We start from the raw sequence: 18,425 nt of genomic DNA, 5'->3' as shown, positions 1-18,425 counted from the left end.
AAATTAATTAGCAAAACAATGAAAAACATATTAACCGTTCTTTTAGTAGGAACCCTTTTATACTCTTGTAATAAAAACAGTTCTTCAAAAAAGGTAACAGAAACTGATCTTAAAACTCAGGAAGAGCCATCCGTAGTGGTTGCACCGATAAAATCAGAGAATAATTCTGAGAATGATAAAAAAGAATCAACAGTTTCTTCAGTATTTTCAGTAAAGCAAATTGTTGAAGGTTATCTTCCTTTAAAAAATGCTTTAACGAAGGATGATTCTAAAACAGCCTCATTAGAAGCTAAAAAGCTATATTCTGTCTTAAAAAAACAGGATGTGAGTAAGCTAAGCTCTGAAATAAAGGATATTGTAGAAAGTGCAGCAGAAAATGCGGAACATATCGGTGAAAAATCTGATGATATAGCTCATCAGAGGGAACATCTGCTATCCTTGAGTAATGATATTACTGATTTAATAAAAGAAAAAGGAACTGACGGATTGAAATTATACCAGGACTTCTGTCCAATGTATAATAATGGAAAAGGCGGAACCTGGATCAGTGAATCGGAAGAAATTATCAATCCATATGAAGGACAGAAAATGATTAACTGTGGATCTGTAAAAAAAGTATTTTAAAATTGTAAAAAGAGATGAACCGACACATGAAAAACATATTGTTAGGGTTTGTTCTAATTTTTTTACTTATTCAGATAATTCAGCCTGCCCGTAATATTGATTATGGGCAGGTTCCTTCTACAGATATTTCAAAGGTTTACAAACTTCCTGAGAATGTGCAGTCTGTTCTTACAAATTCCTGCTATGACTGCCACAGCAATTCTACTCATTATCCATTTTATTCTTATATACAGCCTTTAAGTTATTATCTTGAAAAGCATATTAAAAAAGGAAAAGAAGAATTGAATTTTAATGAATGGGGTAGTTACAGCCGTCGTAAACAGACCAATAAATTAGAATCTATTGCGAATCAAGTACAGCAGAAAAAAATGCCGCTTACCTCTTATATTTATCTTCATCCGGAAGCTAAACTTTCCGAAAAACAGATAGAAGAAATAGTTCACTGGATAGAGCTGATGCAGACTGAAAATAAAAAATAAGAACTTAAAAATAAAAGCCATCTCGTGAAAATGAGATGGCTTTATTTAAGTTATACAGAAACTTTATTTAGAAGCTCCCGCGGTTTTTTCGTTTTTTGGTGTATAAGTCACTTTTGAAATATCAACCGTCATTTCCTTCAGGCGCTTTGCCACATTTTCAGGCATTTCTTTCTGATATCTTCCACCAATGACTTCAGCAAGGAATTTCTCGGTTTCAGCATACATGGCCATGCTGTTAACCGGCTTACGGAATCCGTGGCCTTCATCATCAGCAAGGATGTAATTTACCTTTTTGCCTTTATCACGCAGTGCAATGACAATCTGATCCGCTTCAGCCTGCTTTACTCTTGGATCATTCGCTCCCTGTACAATCAGTAACGGTTTATTGATCTTATCCACACTGAATAACGGGCTGGCATCATGCATACGTTTTTTACCTTCTTCAGTTTTAGGATCACCTACCATTCCGTAAAGGAAAGCACGGGCAGCTTCCCAGTAAGCAGGTACAGAATCCAATAGGGTAAAGAGGTTGCTTGGCCCCACAATATCTACTCCGGCAGCATATACATCAGGAGTGAATGCTAAACCTGCCAGCGTTGCATATCCACCGTAGCTTCCTCCCATGATCACTACTTTATTTTTGTCTGCAATTCCTTTATCAATCAGGTATTTTACGCCCCATGTGATATCGTCCTGCATTAGTTTTCCCCACTGAAGATCTCCGCCATTCTGGAATTTTTTACCATATCCGCCACTCGCTCTGAAGTTAGGCTGTAATACCGCATATCCTCTGTTGGCTAAAAATTGTACGGTTGAGTTGTATCCCCAATAATCTCTTGGACCTTTCGGGCCTCCGTGAACTAGAACAACTACAGGTACATTTTTTCCGCTTGATCCTACTGGTAAAGTCAGATAAGCCGGAATTTCAAGTCCGTCACTGCTTTTATAAGAAATAGGAGTCATTGCAGCCAGATACTTTTCAACTTTTTTCAATTCCGTTCTTGGTGTATACTGGAAAATCAGCTGTTTTGTTTTTGAATCAAAGAAGTATGCTTCAGAAGCATATTTATCACCTCCAACAGCAACTAAGAATTTAGAATAATCATTGGTAGAGCTTGAAAAATTAACTTCTCTTCCAGGAAATTTACTTTGCAGAAATTTATAATTGTCTTCCCAGGTTTTGTCTTTCCAGTAGTACTCTGTTTTATCTCCTGTGTAAGAAGTGTAGATCATCTTCCTTGTATTTCTGTCCAGGAACAATCCTCCAAAATCCACTTTATCTTTAGGATCACTTTCTATTTTTGTAATCTGTTTGGTTTTCGGATCCATCAGGAATAAGGTTGATTTATCAAGGTTTCCTTTGTTGGTTACCAGATAGAATTTAGAATTATCTTCATTCCAGTTGGAGATATAAGCGCTTTCCGTGACCAAAGTCTCATAAATAGGAGTGAGTTTATCTCCTTCTTTATAAAAAAACTGGGTAGTTCCTTTATCATCTGTTTTGGACAGGACTCTTAATTTTTCATCCCAGTCAAATTCATAACTTGTGATACGGTCAGTATTTTCATACATCTTTTTCAGTTCGCCTGTAGAAATTTTCAATGAATATAAATCATGCCATGCTTTATCACGGTTGTTCAATCCAATCATCAATAGATCAGGATCTTTTCTGCTCACCATATAAATCTGAGCTGTTACATCCTTAAGAGGTGTTATATTTCTGGATTCCGGAACTCCAGTGGTTACTTTTGCCATAGGATCTACAGCGAAAATATTCATATTTTCATCACCGTTACCATCTTTTACATAAAGAATATATTTTCCGTCTTCCGACCAGAAATATCCGTTCATCGGGCGCTTGCTGTCTGTTAGTGGACGGGCTTTTTCAAATGGGTCATCAATTTTTTTCACCCATATATTCATAATGCCTCCATACTCTTTGGTAAAGGAAATCCATTTTCCATCAGGGCTCAACTGTCCTCCGGAAATTTCCGGGTTTCCAAAAAATAAACCTCTGTCCAGTACCGGGACCTCCTGTGCTCGTGCTGTATGTACTCCTATGAATAAGAGCAATACGTAAAAGATTTTTTTCATGCTGTTAATTTTTAGTTGTTATTAATGAATCGAATATAAATTTTATCTTTCCTTAAACCGGATTTCTACATTTCCAGTTCTATAATCTTTTTAGCCATTTTCTGATTCATACTTTCCGGAATCATGCTCATGAGAAAATTACGTATTGAATTTCCTCTTTCCCATTGAGAAACCTTTCCAATAGTCCGGCTTGTGTTGACGATATAATCTACTTTTTTTCTTCTGATGCTTTGAAACGCTTCAAAAACAGCATTGAAATCCTGATGTTTCTCCAGCAGTTTTCCGATGATATAAGCATCTTCAATGGCCTGGCATGCACCTTGTCCCATATTGGGAGTTGTGGCGTGGGCGGCATCTCCAATCAGACATAGATTTTCAGAATACCATTTGGGAATAGGAGCGAGGTCAGAAATGGTATTACAAATAATATTTTCGTTTGCTGTAGCTTCAATCAGTTGTAAAACCATAGGATCAAAATCATTAAAAATCTCTGCAATTTCAAGATATCTCCCGAAACTTTTTTCATTGACACAGGCATACCAGTATACTTTCTTATCAGAAATTTTTACAAATCCAAAACGTTTTCCTTTTCCCCACATTTCAAAAGCTTCCTGATGATGTTTTTCGGGTAGATCGAAGTCCAGCAGGCCACGCCAGCATTTCTGCCCTGAATCTCGGATGGTTCCGGTTTTTAAAATCTGATTTCGGACAGGAGATTTTATACCATCAGCTCCAAAAACGATCTGGCTTTCAAATTGATTTCCGTCTTCAAAATCTAAAATATAGTTTTCTCTCTTCTCAATTTTTTGTAAAGAATGATTCAGCTTAATGGAATCGGAAGAAATGTTTGCAGCTAAAATTTTTTGGAGTTCAGCACGGTGGATCGCAACATTACATGAATTGTACTTTGTTTCAAGTTCCAGAATTTCTGTCTTGGAGATGGTTTGTAAAGATTCATTAGCAATAACAATTCTATGAATTTTATTACCGGCTTTTTCAATTTTTTCTTTTAATCCCAGTTGATCAAAAACCTGCATCGCATTCACTGCCATCATTATTCCTGCTCCTACAGGTTTTATTTCGGGAGCGGATTCATAGATCGTGAAATCATACTGATGCTGTTTCAGTATATTTCCGAGGGTAAGTCCCCCGATTCCGGCTCCGATGATTGAAATGGTGTTCATAAGACATCATTTAGTTTATATTGTTAAAATATAGCTTTCCGATACCTTTTTAAAGCCATATTTACTAAAAAAGTTGTGCGCGCCATGGTTGTTAAGTCCGCTTTCTAACAATATAAAACTGATATTCCAGTTTTTAGATTCATGAATGGCTTTCTCTAAAAGTGTACTTCCAAGTGACTGGCCTCTTACAGACTGATCCAGAAGCATATCCTCTAAAATTGCATACTTTTTAAAAGGGCTGTTGATCACATTGAAAACCATCATTCCGACAATTTCTGCGTTTTCATTTTCTGCAATCAGAATATTCAGCTTGGAACTGCCGTCAGAATTAAAATCAGAAATCAGCTGTTCGGTAAGGATCAGTTCAAGATCCGGATTCCAGTGATGGGAATCGATGGCTCTGCCGGACATCATCTCGCCATGGGAAATATAAGAGTCTGTTTTATGGGTAATAAAAAAGTCTACCAAATCTTTAACGCGGGCTTTATCAGTAAGCCATTTTGTAGTATATTTCATGAGGTGTAGTGGTATTTATTTTAATTTTTTCAGTTCTTCCAGCAGTGTATTCTGTTTATTAATGAACTGAGTGAGGCTGTCTGTTTTCAGAGGATGAGCATTCTGGTATTTTTCAATTTCAGGAAGCGTTTTTCTGATTTTGAACGCAGTATATAAGCTATAAATACTTTGTTTGTTACGATTAATTTTATGCTTAAGTTCTTTTATTGTTTGAACCTTTAGATCATATTTATCTGAACTTTCTTGGATGAGCTTAATCATTTCCTTTCTTAAAACCGAATCGTTAATGGATTTTGCCTCATTTTTTGCAATCAAATAATAATCTTCTGAATTAGAAATGATGTTGCTATATATACTTTGTATTTTATAAGCATCTTCTTGCATTAAAGATATTCTCTCATCTATTTTCTTTATTTCATTATCATTTTTGATTTTTTCATAATATATGCCGTTAAATATATCCTGAGTTTTACTTAATCGTTTTATAGAAATACTGGATTCTGTATTTTCAGCGGCTTTTTCTACAATATCATTTTGTGATTTGTTTTCTTTGCAGGAAAGTATAGAGAGAGCCAGGATAGAGGTGAAAAGTATTTTTTTCATAGTATGTTTTATTTTGGTGGACAATCAACATCATATCCCAGCAACTAAAATTAGTCATTTAGATTTTATCGCAAATGAGTAAAGGATATGATTTTAATTAGTTGAACAAACTGAGAAAAATGTTACAGAAGTGTGCAGACTGAATGTAATCAGTCCTGCTTTATAGTCTAAATAAAAAAACGGAGCCTGAAACCAGACTCCGCCTATAAAATTTTTTGCGCTAAAAATTATTTACCTAGATAAGATTTTAGGATCTTACTTCTGGTATTGTGTTTTAGTCTCTTAATTGCTTTTTCTTTGATCTGACGAACTCTCTCTCTTGTAAGATCGAAAGTCTCACCAATTTCCTCTAAAGTCATTGGGTGTTTTCCGTTCAGTCCGAAGTATAATCTTACCAAATCTGCCTCTCTTGGCGTTAAAGTATTCAATGCTCTTTCAATCTCGATTTGTAGAGATTCAAGCATCAGATCTTTATCTGGACTTGGAGATTCTCCTGAACGCAATACATCATAAAGATTAGAATCTTCACCTTCTACTAAAGGTGCATCCATAGACAGGTGTCTTCCGGAGTTTTTCATAGATTCTTTAATATCTTCCTCGCTCATGTCAAGAACTTCAGCCAATTCTTCCGGAGAAGGTGGTCTTTCATTTTCCTGCTCAAGGTGAGCGTATGCTTTATTAATTTTATTGATGGAACCAATTTTGTTCAACGGAAGCCTTACAATTCTTGACTGCTCAGCCAATGCCTGTAAAATTGATTGACGGATCCACCATACTGCATAAGAGATAAATTTGAAACCTCTAGTTTCATCGTACCTTTTTGCCGCTTTCATCAATCCTAGGTTACCTTCATTGATCAAATCGGGTAAAGAAAGACCTTGATTTTGGTATTGCTTAGATACAGAAACTACGAAACGAAGGTTGGCTTTGATTAATTTCTCCAGTGCGGCTCTGTCGCCAGCACGTATTCTTTGTGCCAATTCTACTTCTTCGTCCGCAGTGATCAGTTCCACTTTACCAATTTCCTGCAAATACTTGTCTAATGAAGCAGTTTCCCTGTTGGTAACCTGCTTAGTGATTTTTAATTGTCTCATTTATTTTATCCTCAAAAAAAGAGTTACTATAATATATACGTATGAAAAGGTAAAAAGGTTACACCAGATTGAGTATTTTTTGTATAATATAGGAAGTGAAATGTATGAATTTTTTCGTGAAAGTGTTTTAATTGATTGGTAATAAGCTAGTTGGTTTTATTTTTTTTGCTTAAAATTTAAAATATACATTCATAATAAAAGAAGTGAAATTCATTTGAAAACTTATTAATTTCTCTAATCCCTAAACTTTAAACAAAAAAAAACGAAACCGAAGTCCCGTTTTTATATCTGGAAATACTATTTTAAGCTGCCTTTGGTTAATAAACCGACAACTCGAAACCTGTATTTAGAAAAGCTCGTTTAAAACTTTTGCCAGTCTCAATCCTCCGTATAGAAGCTGTCTTTCCAACGTATCATTGAATTTATACTGGTAGTCATAAGATAATTTTGAATCAATAGGAGTCTGTGCATAGATCTTGTTGGCAATTTTATGAGAATCGTACAACCAGTCTTCCAGTGTTCCAGACTGTATCTGTGCTACTTCTTCTTTAGATTTAATATCTAAAAGCTTAGAATATTCTGTGTAGCTGTATTTTTGAGAATCTACCAGTTTTCCGTCCCAAACTGAGTGTAAATTGGTTTTCTCTCCGAAATAAGTAACATTGATTTTGTTTCCTCCCAAATCTTCCGCTCTTCCTACGTGAAGAGGCTGTGAAAGATCTCCCATAATATGGATAAGGAAGATTAAAGCAATTTTTCTGTCTTTTTCAGAAGTGTTTTTGTCTTTGATCTGGCTAGACAGGGTATTTACCTGAGTGTAAAGACTTGGTCCTGCCTGCGCTTTTAAGTTTTGTTCAAAAGCTTTAAAATCGGTCATCGGATCAATGTTTACATAATGCCATGATGAAGCCTGCTTCCATGCACCTGTAGTATCAGATTTAATGAAATCCGGCCAGTTTGCCCAGTAAGCCAAACGCTCTTTGCCCATCATCTTTTTAATTTCTCTTCTTGCCTTTCGGGAAAGATGGTTTTCTGCAATGTCTGCAATAACCCTGTGTCCCGTTAATCCCCACGCATAAGAATAAAGTGAAGAGGCCATGAATGCTAAAATCAGAATTTTAGAATAAATACTTTTCATTTTAAATAACAATTTTCAGTCTGCAAAGATACGGCCCGCTTTCGGAATGAGCATACATTTATCCTGAATTTATTCCATAAGATGGTGTTAATAAAATTTAATCTAAATAAAAGATGTAATTGTATTACGTTTGGCAGCTTATAGTTTATCAGATGAAGATGAGAAATAACTACAAGAGAAATAGGAGAGTGTATAAAGAAGAGTATCTTTATATATAAAGATAAAGGAAGAACTAAAATAAAAAAACTTAATCCCAATCTTAAACCTTTAATCAATTGATTCTGAATAGTTAATTTTAAATTATAAAAAACAAATAAACCTTCTATTTACCGTATTTTTACGGTATTTGCTTTAAATTATTCCTTTTAATGTCAATAAATTGTTATTTTTAGGATAAAATTATTAGTAAAATATTTTTTCAAACTTATGAGATATATTATCTTTACAAGTCATAATCAGAGGAAACACTATGTATGAGACTAATATTGTAGATATGCATTACAATAAGCTGCAGACAGACTTTAAGGCTGAATCTGTGGCTGTTAATCTATTGAAATACCACCGTGCGGTAAGTAATATATTCATTGAGCGTGTTGGTGTGAACGACCGTGCTTACCTGAAGGATATTAAGAGTATTTCAAGCAGCTATTTAGGGTTCGATGAAGAAGTATTTACTATAGAGACCTATAGAGAGGGTATTTATGACTATCTTCCGGAAGGCTTATTCCATCCGCCGTCTCTTGGAGCTTCCAGAAAGAATGTAGATACTGTGGTAAGGGAAATCCGGAAACAGAAAAGGGTAGAGGATGACGCCCGTAAATTTTTCCGTCCTTTTGAGTTGGAAGTTTTTTTTACGGAGATCAGTGCTTTACTTAAAGAATCTGAGTTTGATATTACAAGCAATACGGATTCTTTACTGGAGACGGTAAGCGAGCTTTGGCCTCTGATAAAGATGCTGGATAAGCAGAGTGCTTATATTTTTATGCATATTCTGCCGTTTTTCCACCAGATAAGAGGTGATAAAAAATGGTTTGAAAGATGTATGACCGCTTTTCTGCAGGTACCGGTAAACGTTACTTTTTCACCTAACATCATTGATGGGATTGAGAAAAATGATGATTCCATGTTATTGGGAAATTCAAGATTAGGGGTAACGTATATTCCAAGCGGCCGTCATATGGACGGGCAGCGAAACTGGGTGATCAATATTGGCCCGATTCCTTATGGAGATATGAAAAAATATATCCCGGGAAGTCCGTTCAGAAATGTACTTCAGTCACTGTATGATTATTTTCTTCCAGTAACCGTGGATGTGGAAGAAAATTTTGTGACAGAAAAGGAGGAATATTCATTCAGTCTGGAGGACGAGGAAAGAAATGCCAGCCGCCTTGGATACTCTACATTCCTCTAAATTATTTTATTATATTTACAACTACCAACAAAGTATAAATTCGAAAAGAAACAAATGGAAATTTCTTCAGTAAAAGGTATTTTTTTAAGGTATATCTTAATGCCTTTAATCGCAATTATTATGATGGTTATACTGGGTATAATCCGTAGAAATAAACCTGCGATAAAAATTAAAGTAATTATTATATACGTGCTTCTGTGCAGTTTATGCCTGGCCATTCCGGGATTTTTTGGATTTGCCGGAAACCTCTTTAATCCGTACTGGTATCTCATCGCACAGGTTGTTTACCTTATTTTTGGGATTATTCATGTAAATTTATTGCACAAATATTTCAAAAAACACATTGAATCTCTGGCAATGAGTATTCTGTTTGAGTCTATACTTTCATTAACGTGTATCGCGTTGGGAGGATATCTTTTTACTCTGATCTTTAACTGGATGAGTAAAGGAACAGGATATGCTGTAATGGCGGCAACAAGTATGCTGATCTTTGTGGTTCCGATGGTATTTTATTACTGTTATATCCAGTTTATTACGATTCCTTTTGATATTTATAAAACATGGAGATATTCACCGGAGCAGAAACTGCCTGATTTCGAAGGTGCAGATTTTGACAGATTAATGGTGTTGAATGTTGAATTAAGTAAAAAATTAGAAGATACCAACCGTTTCAGAATCAAAGCGAAAACACTTCCAACGGGAGTTACTTTCGGAGATTGGTTTTACAGAGTGGTAGATGATTACAACCATAAGAATCCTGGTTCTATTATTCATCTTTCAGACGAAGGAAATGAACCTTACTACTGGATCTTTTACACTAAAAAATCGTTTTTCAGTTTCAGAAAATATATAGATTTCGACCACGACATTACAACAAACAGCATTTCTGAAAATGAAGTGGTGATTTGTAAGAGAGTTATTCAGCATGAAGAGGAGGGAGTCGCAAGAAAATCATAATCACAAAAAATTAAAAAGTATTAAACATGATACAGCCTATTAAACATTTTGCAATCAACTGGGTGGATGGGATGAAGGTTTCCCAGAGGCACCTTAATGATCAGGATAATTTCTTAATTGATACCATCAGAGATTCCAATTCCCTTGGAATTACTACATATAACTACGGACTTCTGCCTATTTCGAACGAATTTACTGACCGTACCATTTTTGATGTTCACAACACGGCAACCAATGATGTACAGCTTGTTATCAAACGTTGTAGCGCTGTGACAATGGCAGGATACCGTATTGAGCTTACAGACAGAAGAATCAGTGTAAAGTCTCTGGCGAAATCCATGAACGAAGAGCAGGCAGACGGAGAATATTATATCTTAATCTCTGTAAATCCTTTTGATAAAGTTCCTTTTGGAGATATTGACCCTGAAGAAATTCCGCCGCGCCATCCCAGTGCACAGCCGAATCACCATATTGAACTGCTTCCTGTAACTTCTTTGAACAGCAGCTATTCCGGAGGTAATTACCTTATCATTGGAAAAGTAGATTTGAAAGGGAATATTGCTCAGGTAGATTCCAACTTTATTCCTCCTTGTACTTCTGTACAGAGTCATCCGGCATTGGTGGAGTATTACGGCAGCTATGCAAAGTCTATTGGGAATCTTCAGCAATATGCATTTAAAATTATTCAGAAGACCTCTCATAAAAATCAAAATACAGCTTTGGCACAAAACGTTAAGTTTCTGTGCAGTACCATGGTGAATACGTTTGGAGATATGTATTTCCAGTTCAGAAATATTACACCTTGGCAGCCGCCTGTATTTTTGATTGAGTCTTTTGCAAGACTGGCGCTTCATTTATATAATTCAACCCAGCTTCTTGTTCCTGCGGAATTGGAAGAAATGCTGAATTATAGTCTGGAGTGGAGTGAGATTGCTCCTCACACTTTACTGAACCAGCTTTCTATTGTAGCAGAGACCAATTACGATCATCACAACTGCGGTGAGCCATTGCTTTATATTCAACAGATGCTGAGAAGCCTTGAAACGATTTTCTCTAAACTGAGCGAACTTGATTACATTGGTCAGAGAAAAGAAAACATCATCGTTAATGAGCAGGAAGTTTCTACAAATACGAATCCTAAGAGAGGTTGGAGTGTATTAGACTAATACAACCTATTATTAAAATATAAATCCCGAATGAAAATTCGGGATTTTTTTATGGTATATACTGATTGTAAAATAAGTTATTACTCTGTCTTTTTGTTTTTGTCTAAAAGGTCAAGAGTATGCTCAACATGTCCGCCTCCTTTCCATTCGTCATGACCAGGAATTACAAGAGTGGCCTGAGAGTATTTGTTTTTCAGTTTTGTCATGGTTTGCGGCCATTGTGCAACATTAGCTTCTCCTGTATAGCCAAGATCAACTGCTGCTTTGCTTTTTACAAGACATCCTCCGTCTAATATTTTATATTTTGGAAACCATACCACTACATTATCAGCTGTATGTCCTTCACCAAGAAAATCTACCACAAATTCTTCCCCGCCAATACGGTAAGGTTTCCCTGTTTTGATGATTTCTGTAGAAGTAGCTTTTCCGTCTTTCTTTAACAACTCATTGGTTTTTGCTGTTGCATAAGTTTTAATTCCTTTATTGTTATAAAAGCTTAAATCTCCGGCTCTGTCTTCATGTGAATGGGTTGCAAATACTGCAATAACAGGAAGATTATGACGTTTTTGAATAGTATCCAGCAAGCTTTGATATTGAGTTTTCTGCCAAGGCACATCAAATAAGACAACGCCTTTTTTGGTAACCAGATACACTGCATTGGTAGAATATTCTTTACCTCCGAATACTCCGAAAGTTTTGTATATATAAAAGTTGGGTTTAATCTGAGGTTCAATTACAAAATCTCTTACCTTGGTGTCCTGAGCGTTTGCAAATGGGCTTAACAGCATCGAAATAATAAAAAACGGAATGCTTTTTTTCATAATTTTTTTTGGGTAATAATTAAAATGTTGGTATTTGTCAGAAAGACAAAGTCTGTAGAATATTCTGCAAACCTAATTAAAAATTAATTTTCAGGTATTTTATAAAAGGGAGTTTAACCGTTTTTTAACAGTTGTAGAAATGAAATACACTTTTTCTAAGGGTTCAGAAAATAGTTAATGTGATATTACCGGAATTAAAAAACCTCACAGGTTTTACCATCTGTGAGGTTTATTTTGATGGTTAAGATTATTTCTTAACCAATATTTTTTCAGTCGCTTTTTTGCTTAAAATTTCTGTTTTACCATCAATTTCTATGGTCATTGATTTATCAAAACTTTCCACTTTAAGGACTTTTACTTTGGTGTTGAGGAGAAGCTTTCTATCGTTGAGATAAGTTAAAAAAGCATCATCAGATAAAGTAACCGAGGCAAAAGTAACATTTTCACCGGGTTCACAGTGGCTTAGTTTCTGAAGATTCTGGGAGATAATATTTCCGTCTTTGTCAGGAATAGGCTCTCCATGAGGATCAAATTTAGGATAATCCAGAATTTCATCCATTTTATCAAAGAAGATTTGAGAATGTACATGCTCAAGCTGTTCTGCAATCTCATGAACATTTTCCCAGCCAAAATTCATTTTTTTAACCAGAAACATTTCGGTGAGTCTGTGTTTTCGGACTACCAAAGCTGCTTCGCGTCTTCCGTTTTCGGTAACGATTAACGGTTTGTAGGTTTCATAGATGACCCACTTTTTCTCTGCAAACTTTTTCATCATATTATTGACACTCGGCATTTTTACATTCAAAAATTTGCTGAGCTCATTAATTGTAACCTTTCCTTCATTGTCAACTAAGTGAAACAAAGCTTTCAGGTAATTCTCTTCTGTTAGGGTTGTTTTCAAAATGTTAGATGATTTTCACTACAAATCTAACAAAATAAAATGAAAAATTTACTCTTGTTATTTTAACTTTTTTTACTTTTACTCTATGAAATTTTCATTCAAAAACGACTATTCAGAGGGATGTCACCCGAATATTCTACAAGCGCTTACAAAAAGTAATTTTGAACAGCAGGCCGGATATGGAGAAGATGAGTATTCATTAAAAGCTAAAACATTAATTAAAGAAAAAATCAACAATCAGAATTCTGAAGTTTTTTTGGTTTCAGGAGGAACGCAGGCTAACTTAATTGTTATTTCAGCAATCTTAAAACCTTATCAATGCGTGATTTCTGCCGCTCCCGGTCATATTCTTAATAATGAAACCGGAGCTATTGAAGCTACAGGACATAAAGTACTGAGTATTGAAACTGCAGATGGAAAATTAAGACCGTCGGACATTATTCCGGTTTTAGAAGGACATAGCAATGTGCCGCATCAGGTGATGCCTAAGCTGGTGTATATATCCAATTCTACAGAGCTGGGAACTATTTATCAGGCAAAAGAACTGGAAGAGCTTTCAGCATTTTGTAAAGAAAAGAAATTATACCTATTTATGGACGGAGCGAGGTTGGGGCATGGTCTTACTTCAGAAATCAGTGATCTTACCCTGGAAAAAGTAGCCCTTCTGACGGATGTTTTTTACCTTGGTGGAACAAAAAACGGAGCATTGATTGGAGAAGCTATTGTTATTAATAACCCGGTTCTTCAGGAAGATTTTGCATTTAATATCAAACAGAAAGGAGCTTTATTGGCTAAAGGAAGACTGTTGGGAATACAGTTTATGGAACTGATGAAGGATAATCTGTATTTTGATCTGGCGAAACATGCCAATCAGCAGGCTATGAAAATTAAGAATGCACTGCAGAAAAAAGGGGTAGCATTTCTTGCAGATACCTATACCAATCAGATTTTTCCTATTGTAAGCAATGAACTTATAGGAGTACTGTCTGAAAGCTTTGATTTTTTTGTCTGGAAAAAAGTAGATGAGAATTTTTCGGCAATTCGCCTTATTACTTCCTGGAATACAGGTGATGAAGCAGTAAATCGCTTTATTGAAATTATTGAAACGGAATTACCATAAAATAAAACAGCCTTGAACAAGGCTGTTTTTATTTATAATGCATTATTTTTTTAACGCTTCGGTCACTACTTTACAATCTGCAGTGTTTAGCTTCTGTCCGTCTTTATAACTGATTTTTTTCTCGTCAGCATATTTAGACTGTCCGTCTTCCTCTTTATGATCTCCAATTCCTTCTGTCAAGGCATTGTCTTTCTGAATGAAGTAAATATCTCTTTTGCTTTTTTTACCCTCTGAAGCAAATTCGTAAGTCAGTTTCAGGGTGTCTCCGGACTTGAACCCGGTTACATCTCCTTTTGAACTGTCTTTTTCACTGTTCTTGTAAGATAATTTTCCGGTGATGGTTCCTAAATTGTCATCAATGGAAGCAAAAACACTGTCTTTTCCTGTTACCCCGATATAGCAGAACGATTTTGATCCCAAAGTATCTATTACAGGTTCTTCAACAGCGATGGTATCTACCACTGCCTTGGGAGCCGGAGCTTCAGTTTTCTTATTACAGTTGATTAAAAAAGCTGATACAGCGCCCAATAAGATTAATTTTTTCATATCCTTAATTGTTAAAATCAAATTTTTATGCCGCTAAAATAACAATAGTATTTGTATATTAAAAGTATTGAACTCTAAAAAAAATGTAAAAACGGGTGAAGACCCGCATGAATAAAGGATTTTAGGAGAATGATAAAATTGGAATGATGCACCGAAAAGCTACTTAAAGAAGGTCCAACTGAAAAAGCAGGTTACCAAATCGTTACCAATGGTTTTTCAGGTATAGATATGTAAGTAACTACAATACAGTGTTTTGTGTCGTGTTTCATACTGCCTCTTAATTCAATTGAATTTAATTTTAAACATCAAAACATTGAGTTATGGAAACTACAAAAAGGTCAACTTTTAAGTTATTGTTTTACCTGAAAAAAAATGCACCTAAGAAAAATAGCACCGTATCCATTATGGCAAGATTAACCATTAATGGCAGTATCTCTCAATTTAGCACCAAGCTGGAAATTAATATTCAACAATGGGATTTAAAATATGGAAGGGTAAATGGTAAAAGTAGGGATGCAGTGGAAACCAACCAAAGACTGGATAAAATAAGAGTCCGTATAGAGCATTGTTATTCTAGGATTTTGGATAAGGATGGTACTGTATCTACTGAAAAACTAAAAGGCAATGTGTACCAAGATATATTTTTTTTAATATAAATCAAATCTTAAAGGTTGATTGGGTCAAAGATTCAGTTGAAAACAGTGTTTTTTATACACAGTAGCCTTGGTACACTTTAGTATATCGTTGCCTTATTTATTTAAAAAAATTCCCATATGATAAGGAACCTAGTACCTAAGATGCTATCAACAGTAAGATGATCTTGCGATCTCACTGTTTAAATGACCCTCTTTATACCAGGAATCATAAGAATAATTGAGGCCAATAAAAAGCTTGCCACTACAGCGGTAGGTGCAAGGATTAGAAATTTGACTGCTGGATCTACAGACCAGTTTTTAATGGAAAGTGATAGTACAACAATTACTAAAGGATGAAAAATATAAGTAGCAAAGGTACTCTTTGATAGCTTACTTAATAATGGTGAGGACTTATTCCACGAATGTTTAGCCAAGCTGAATAAAGAAATGAGAATGGAAAAACCGATCCATTGTTCCCAAACAGCATACAATAGCGATTGCCAATGAAAGCCACCGGAATACCAGGAAATAGGCATATTGAGTTTAACCCTGATCAGAAAAAATACCGGAAAAAATAGTAAACTTAACCAAGCAGATATCCTGAGTTTTTTACCAGTTTTTATCGACAAGGAATCAAACCACTGATTTTTATATGCCAATAAACCGATAACAAATAAACTGATGTATTGTGGAAAGTGGCCTAACTGGAAGCCAAATGGTTTTAATACCCAGCCAACCGGAAATGCAACTCTAACCACAAATGTGATAATCCCTAATACAACAGCAAACAGCAAAATGGTTGTGGTTCCGGGTGTTGGCATAGGATTTTTGAATTTAATTGTAATAAGGCTTATTGCGCCCACATACAGCAGAGTAAAAAGTAATAATGCTGCAACGAACCAAAGCACCCCAAAATCAATCCAGGTATGATATCCTGAAAGATAATTCAGATAAGTAACGTGATTCCCATCTGCAAAATTATAAACCATATAGCCCAATGCTGGTGACAGGATAAAAGAATAAAACAGCAGTGGTATTCCTAATCTCATCAGACGGTCTCCAGTAAATTTTAAACCACCTTTTCTATCGTAAGATGGTTTGGTAAAGTAGCCCGAAAGCAGGAAAAAGAAGCCCATAAAAAACGATTGATTTAGGCTTACAAAAATTGTTGCTGGAACAATTGCTGCCATGTTGGTTGTTTTCTCTGTATAATACCAACCGCCCGGAGCGCAATAGGCAATGATAGCATGGTGCAGGATCACCAAAATTGTTAAGAGTATTTTAAGGTTGTCAATGTAAAAGAGTTTATTGGTTTTCGCTAGTGCTTGGGCAGGTAATGTTTTTGCTGACATAATAGAGTATGTGTTTATTTCTTAAGCATCTGGTTAGTCCAGTACTTACTGCAAATATATACCTGAAAAAGACATAGTTTGAGCCTTATGTTACCAGCAACAAACCTTTGTGACCAATAACTAGGTCTGGTGTTTTAGGGAGAAAGAAGCTCCTGGTAGCGTTTATTAAATGCAACCAGTTGAGATCTTGAAACGGGTACTTTATCAGTGGTAGGCCCGAAGGAAAGTTGGTAGCCCTGCGAGTTGCCGGTCATATTTTTTATATGGTTCATGTTTACCAGATAGGCTCTGTGACAACGGAATAAATTCTGAACTTCTAGCACTTGTGCTTCAAATTGTGTCAGGGAAATTCTTTTGAGTTCTATATTTAGCTGGTTATTATTGCAAGAAGTTATTTCAATATAATTTCCATCGGCTTTAACGAAAAGTAAATTTTTTACATCTAAACTGAAGTCATCTTGCTTGACTTGGGTTTTAATATAAACCAAAGTGCTGGTCGTATTTTCTTCAATTTTGGGGTTTAGGGGTGTAAATTGGAATATCAGGGAGGAATCTTTTTTTGATTCAAAATAGAATACTGCCAGCCGCATAAAAAAATACAAAATCACACCGCCAACAAAACAGTTTCTCACTTCTTCCCATAGATAGTTCCAGGTCCAATTATTTGAATTCAGATAAATGATATCGCGGATTAGGAAACTGCATACACCGGTTAATAGAAGAACAATGCTAATGTGAGTATATTCTTTTGCTAAAGACCAATTTTCGTTTTGGTGATTCTTGGCCTGCAAGTAGTTAAACCCAGTAAAGTAAAAGTATAAAATCAATGAAGGTATCAGGGCGTGAAAGCAGCATATCATAATATAGGACACTTTCTGCTGGGATATATTGACTTCAAAAGGTTTAACCAGGATTAAAAAACTAAAGATAACACCAAAAATAACGAGTACAGTTTTGAAAAGATTGTTCTTTCTGTAGCGATCCGGATAGTCAATTTCCTTAAATAGATGCTGCCGGTTGATGTAGATCTTCATTGTTAAGTCCAAGGTTAGATTTCTCAAATTTATGGAATTTTCTGTCGGAATTTTCATTTATTATTCTAATATCTGGTATTCCTGAGATTACAACGAGTAAGCAGGTTGTTAAAGTCATCCGTTCCGATAATGTTTTCAGTTGAGAGGATAACATCCTTAAATAGATTGAGGATCTCTGTGGGTTTCCAGTAAAAATGTTTCAGTATTATTTCTTTTTCTTGCAGAAAATCAGATCTTTTTTGAAAGCTACTATAAGATGTTGTCGATATGGATGCTTCGCAGTAAAGAACCTACCGAAACTAAGATTTTATAATAAATTCAAATTCATTGTAAATTTAGACTGTGTAAACATCTGCTCTAATACTTAGGTGGGAATTAGCAAATTAAAACCTGAATTGCTGGAAAATGATTTTGTTGGAAACAAGACTTTACTAAATTATAGTAGCGATCAAGAAAATTTTCTAGGAATATAAAGACGTATTTAACTGATGCATGTGAGCTGATTGTCTCTACATAGACAAGTGATTATATTTAAGTGTGCCTTGCCCAAGGAACAGACCTCTTAATACTACCGTTTACTTTTGAAATAATAAATATTATGAAGTACTTGTTGGAAATATTTAAATTTAGATAAATTTATTGTGTTTAGATCCAGTGTGATAGGAATGCATTAAGAATTAAACGAGAAGACTTTAATAGTAAGCAACATCTTATCCAAGATTGATACAAATACATGTTAAAAAAATATCC

18 protein-coding genes are annotated in these 18,425 nt (G+C 35.2%); 7 read left to right on the top strand and 11 right to left on the bottom strand.

Going from position 1 to position 18,425, the window contains the following annotated elements; genetic code table 11:
* The first annotated feature begins 18 nt into the window (after positions 1-18).
* Positions 19-624 carry a DUF3347 domain-containing protein gene (locus AC57AW_RS14700; protein WP_496352495.1) on the top strand — a complete coding sequence of 202 codons (606 nt, stop codon included), beginning with the start codon at positions 19-21 and terminating at the stop codon, positions 622-624.
* 26 nt (positions 625-650) lie between these two features.
* Positions 651-1,103, top strand: a complete 453-nt coding sequence (locus AC57AW_RS14695; protein WP_496352494.1) for a heme-binding domain-containing protein — start codon at positions 651-653, stop codon at positions 1,101-1,103.
* 63 nt (positions 1,104-1,166) lie between these two features.
* Here AC57AW_RS14695 and AC57AW_RS14690 read toward each other — a convergent pair whose 3' ends face one another.
* The 6 genes from AC57AW_RS14690 to AC57AW_RS14665 form a co-directional block, all read right to left on the bottom strand.
* Positions 1,167-3,197, bottom strand: coding sequence for an alpha/beta fold hydrolase (locus tag AC57AW_RS14690; RefSeq protein ID WP_496352493.1), 2,031 nt, complete (start codon positions 3,195-3,197; stop codon positions 1,167-1,169).
* A 65-nt stretch (positions 3,198-3,262) separates the two neighbouring features.
* Positions 3,263-4,381, bottom strand: coding sequence for an FAD-dependent monooxygenase (locus AC57AW_RS14685; RefSeq protein ID WP_496352492.1), 1,119 nt, complete (start codon positions 4,379-4,381; stop codon positions 3,263-3,265).
* Between the two features lie 15 nt (positions 4,382-4,396).
* Positions 4,397-4,897 (bottom strand): GNAT family N-acetyltransferase, encoded by a 501-nt coding sequence (locus AC57AW_RS14680; RefSeq protein ID WP_496352491.1) that lies wholly within the window; start codon positions 4,895-4,897, stop codon positions 4,397-4,399.
* A gap of 15 nt (positions 4,898-4,912) precedes the next feature.
* Positions 4,913-5,500: a hypothetical protein gene (locus AC57AW_RS14675; protein ID WP_496352490.1), complete on the bottom strand. Its 588-nt coding sequence runs from the start codon at positions 5,498-5,500 to the stop codon at positions 4,913-4,915.
* A gap of 227 nt (positions 5,501-5,727) precedes the next feature.
* Positions 5,728-6,594, bottom strand: coding sequence for a sigma-70 family RNA polymerase sigma factor (locus AC57AW_RS14670; RefSeq protein ID WP_002979276.1), 867 nt, complete (start codon positions 6,592-6,594; stop codon positions 5,728-5,730).
* Positions 6,595-6,940: 346 nt separating this feature from the next.
* Positions 6,941-7,732 carry a S1/P1 nuclease gene (locus AC57AW_RS14665; protein WP_318845658.1) on the bottom strand — a complete coding sequence of 264 codons (792 nt, stop codon included), beginning with the start codon at positions 7,730-7,732 and terminating at the stop codon, positions 6,941-6,943.
* A gap of 469 nt (positions 7,733-8,201) precedes the next feature.
* On the opposite strand from AC57AW_RS14665, the gene AC57AW_RS14660 reads away from it, so the two are divergent.
* From AC57AW_RS14660 to AC57AW_RS14650, 3 genes are read left to right on the top strand one after another with little or no spacing between them, the layout of a single operon-like run.
* Positions 8,202-9,143: a type VI secretion system baseplate subunit TssG gene (locus AC57AW_RS14660; RefSeq protein WP_318845659.1), complete on the top strand. Its 942-nt coding sequence runs from the start codon at positions 8,202-8,204 to the stop codon at positions 9,141-9,143.
* Between the two features lie 54 nt (positions 9,144-9,197).
* Positions 9,198-10,100: a TssN family type VI secretion system protein gene (locus tag AC57AW_RS14655; RefSeq protein WP_318845660.1), complete on the top strand. Its 903-nt coding sequence runs from the start codon at positions 9,198-9,200 to the stop codon at positions 10,098-10,100.
* Between the two features lie 26 nt (positions 10,101-10,126).
* A complete protein-coding gene (locus AC57AW_RS14650; RefSeq protein WP_496352489.1) occupies positions 10,127-11,266 on the top strand; it encodes a hypothetical protein in 1,140 nt (379 codons plus the stop codon).
* A gap of 80 nt (positions 11,267-11,346) precedes the next feature.
* Here AC57AW_RS14650 and blaIND read toward each other — a convergent pair whose 3' ends face one another.
* Positions 11,347-12,087 (bottom strand): IND family subclass B1 metallo-beta-lactamase, encoded by a 741-nt coding sequence (gene blaIND / locus AC57AW_RS14645; RefSeq protein ID WP_496352488.1) that lies wholly within the window; start codon positions 12,085-12,087, stop codon positions 11,347-11,349.
* A gap of 247 nt (positions 12,088-12,334) precedes the next feature.
* On the bottom strand, positions 12,335-12,988 hold the full coding sequence (locus tag AC57AW_RS14640) for a metal-dependent transcriptional regulator (RefSeq protein ID WP_496352487.1): 654 nt from the start codon (positions 12,986-12,988) through the stop codon (positions 12,335-12,337).
* 85 nt (positions 12,989-13,073) lie between these two features.
* Between AC57AW_RS14640 and AC57AW_RS14635 the strand changes: the two genes are divergently transcribed.
* On the top strand, positions 13,074-14,108 hold the full coding sequence (locus tag AC57AW_RS14635) for a threonine aldolase family protein (RefSeq protein WP_318845665.1): 1,035 nt from the start codon (positions 13,074-13,076) through the stop codon (positions 14,106-14,108).
* Between the two features lie 42 nt (positions 14,109-14,150).
* Here AC57AW_RS14635 and AC57AW_RS14630 read toward each other — a convergent pair whose 3' ends face one another.
* Positions 14,151-14,654 carry a hypothetical protein gene (locus AC57AW_RS14630; RefSeq protein ID WP_496352486.1) on the bottom strand — a complete coding sequence of 168 codons (504 nt, stop codon included), beginning with the start codon at positions 14,652-14,654 and terminating at the stop codon, positions 14,151-14,153.
* 320 nt (positions 14,655-14,974) lie between these two features.
* Here AC57AW_RS14630 and AC57AW_RS14625 point away from each other — a divergent pair, with 320 nt between their 5' ends.
* Positions 14,975-15,310 (top strand): Arm DNA-binding domain-containing protein, encoded by a 336-nt coding sequence (locus AC57AW_RS14625; RefSeq protein ID WP_318845667.1) that lies wholly within the window; start codon positions 14,975-14,977, stop codon positions 15,308-15,310.
* Positions 15,311-15,489: 179 nt separating this feature from the next.
* Here the strand turns inward: AC57AW_RS14625 and AC57AW_RS14620 are convergent, their stop codons facing one another.
* Positions 15,490-16,641 carry an acyltransferase family protein gene (locus tag AC57AW_RS14620; protein WP_496352485.1) on the bottom strand — a complete coding sequence of 384 codons (1,152 nt, stop codon included), beginning with the start codon at positions 16,639-16,641 and terminating at the stop codon, positions 15,490-15,492.
* A 134-nt stretch (positions 16,642-16,775) separates the two neighbouring features.
* Positions 16,776-17,675, bottom strand: coding sequence for a LytTR family transcriptional regulator DNA-binding domain-containing protein (locus AC57AW_RS14615; RefSeq protein WP_496352484.1), 900 nt, complete (start codon positions 17,673-17,675; stop codon positions 16,776-16,778).
* Positions 17,676-18,425 lie beyond the last annotated feature (750 nt).

This window comes from Chryseobacterium sp. BGA-UO-ETr-SB22, from assembly GCF_059567885.1.
The sequence above is the reverse complement of the archived record's forward strand: the minus strand, read 5'-3'. Positions and strand labels throughout refer to the sequence as shown.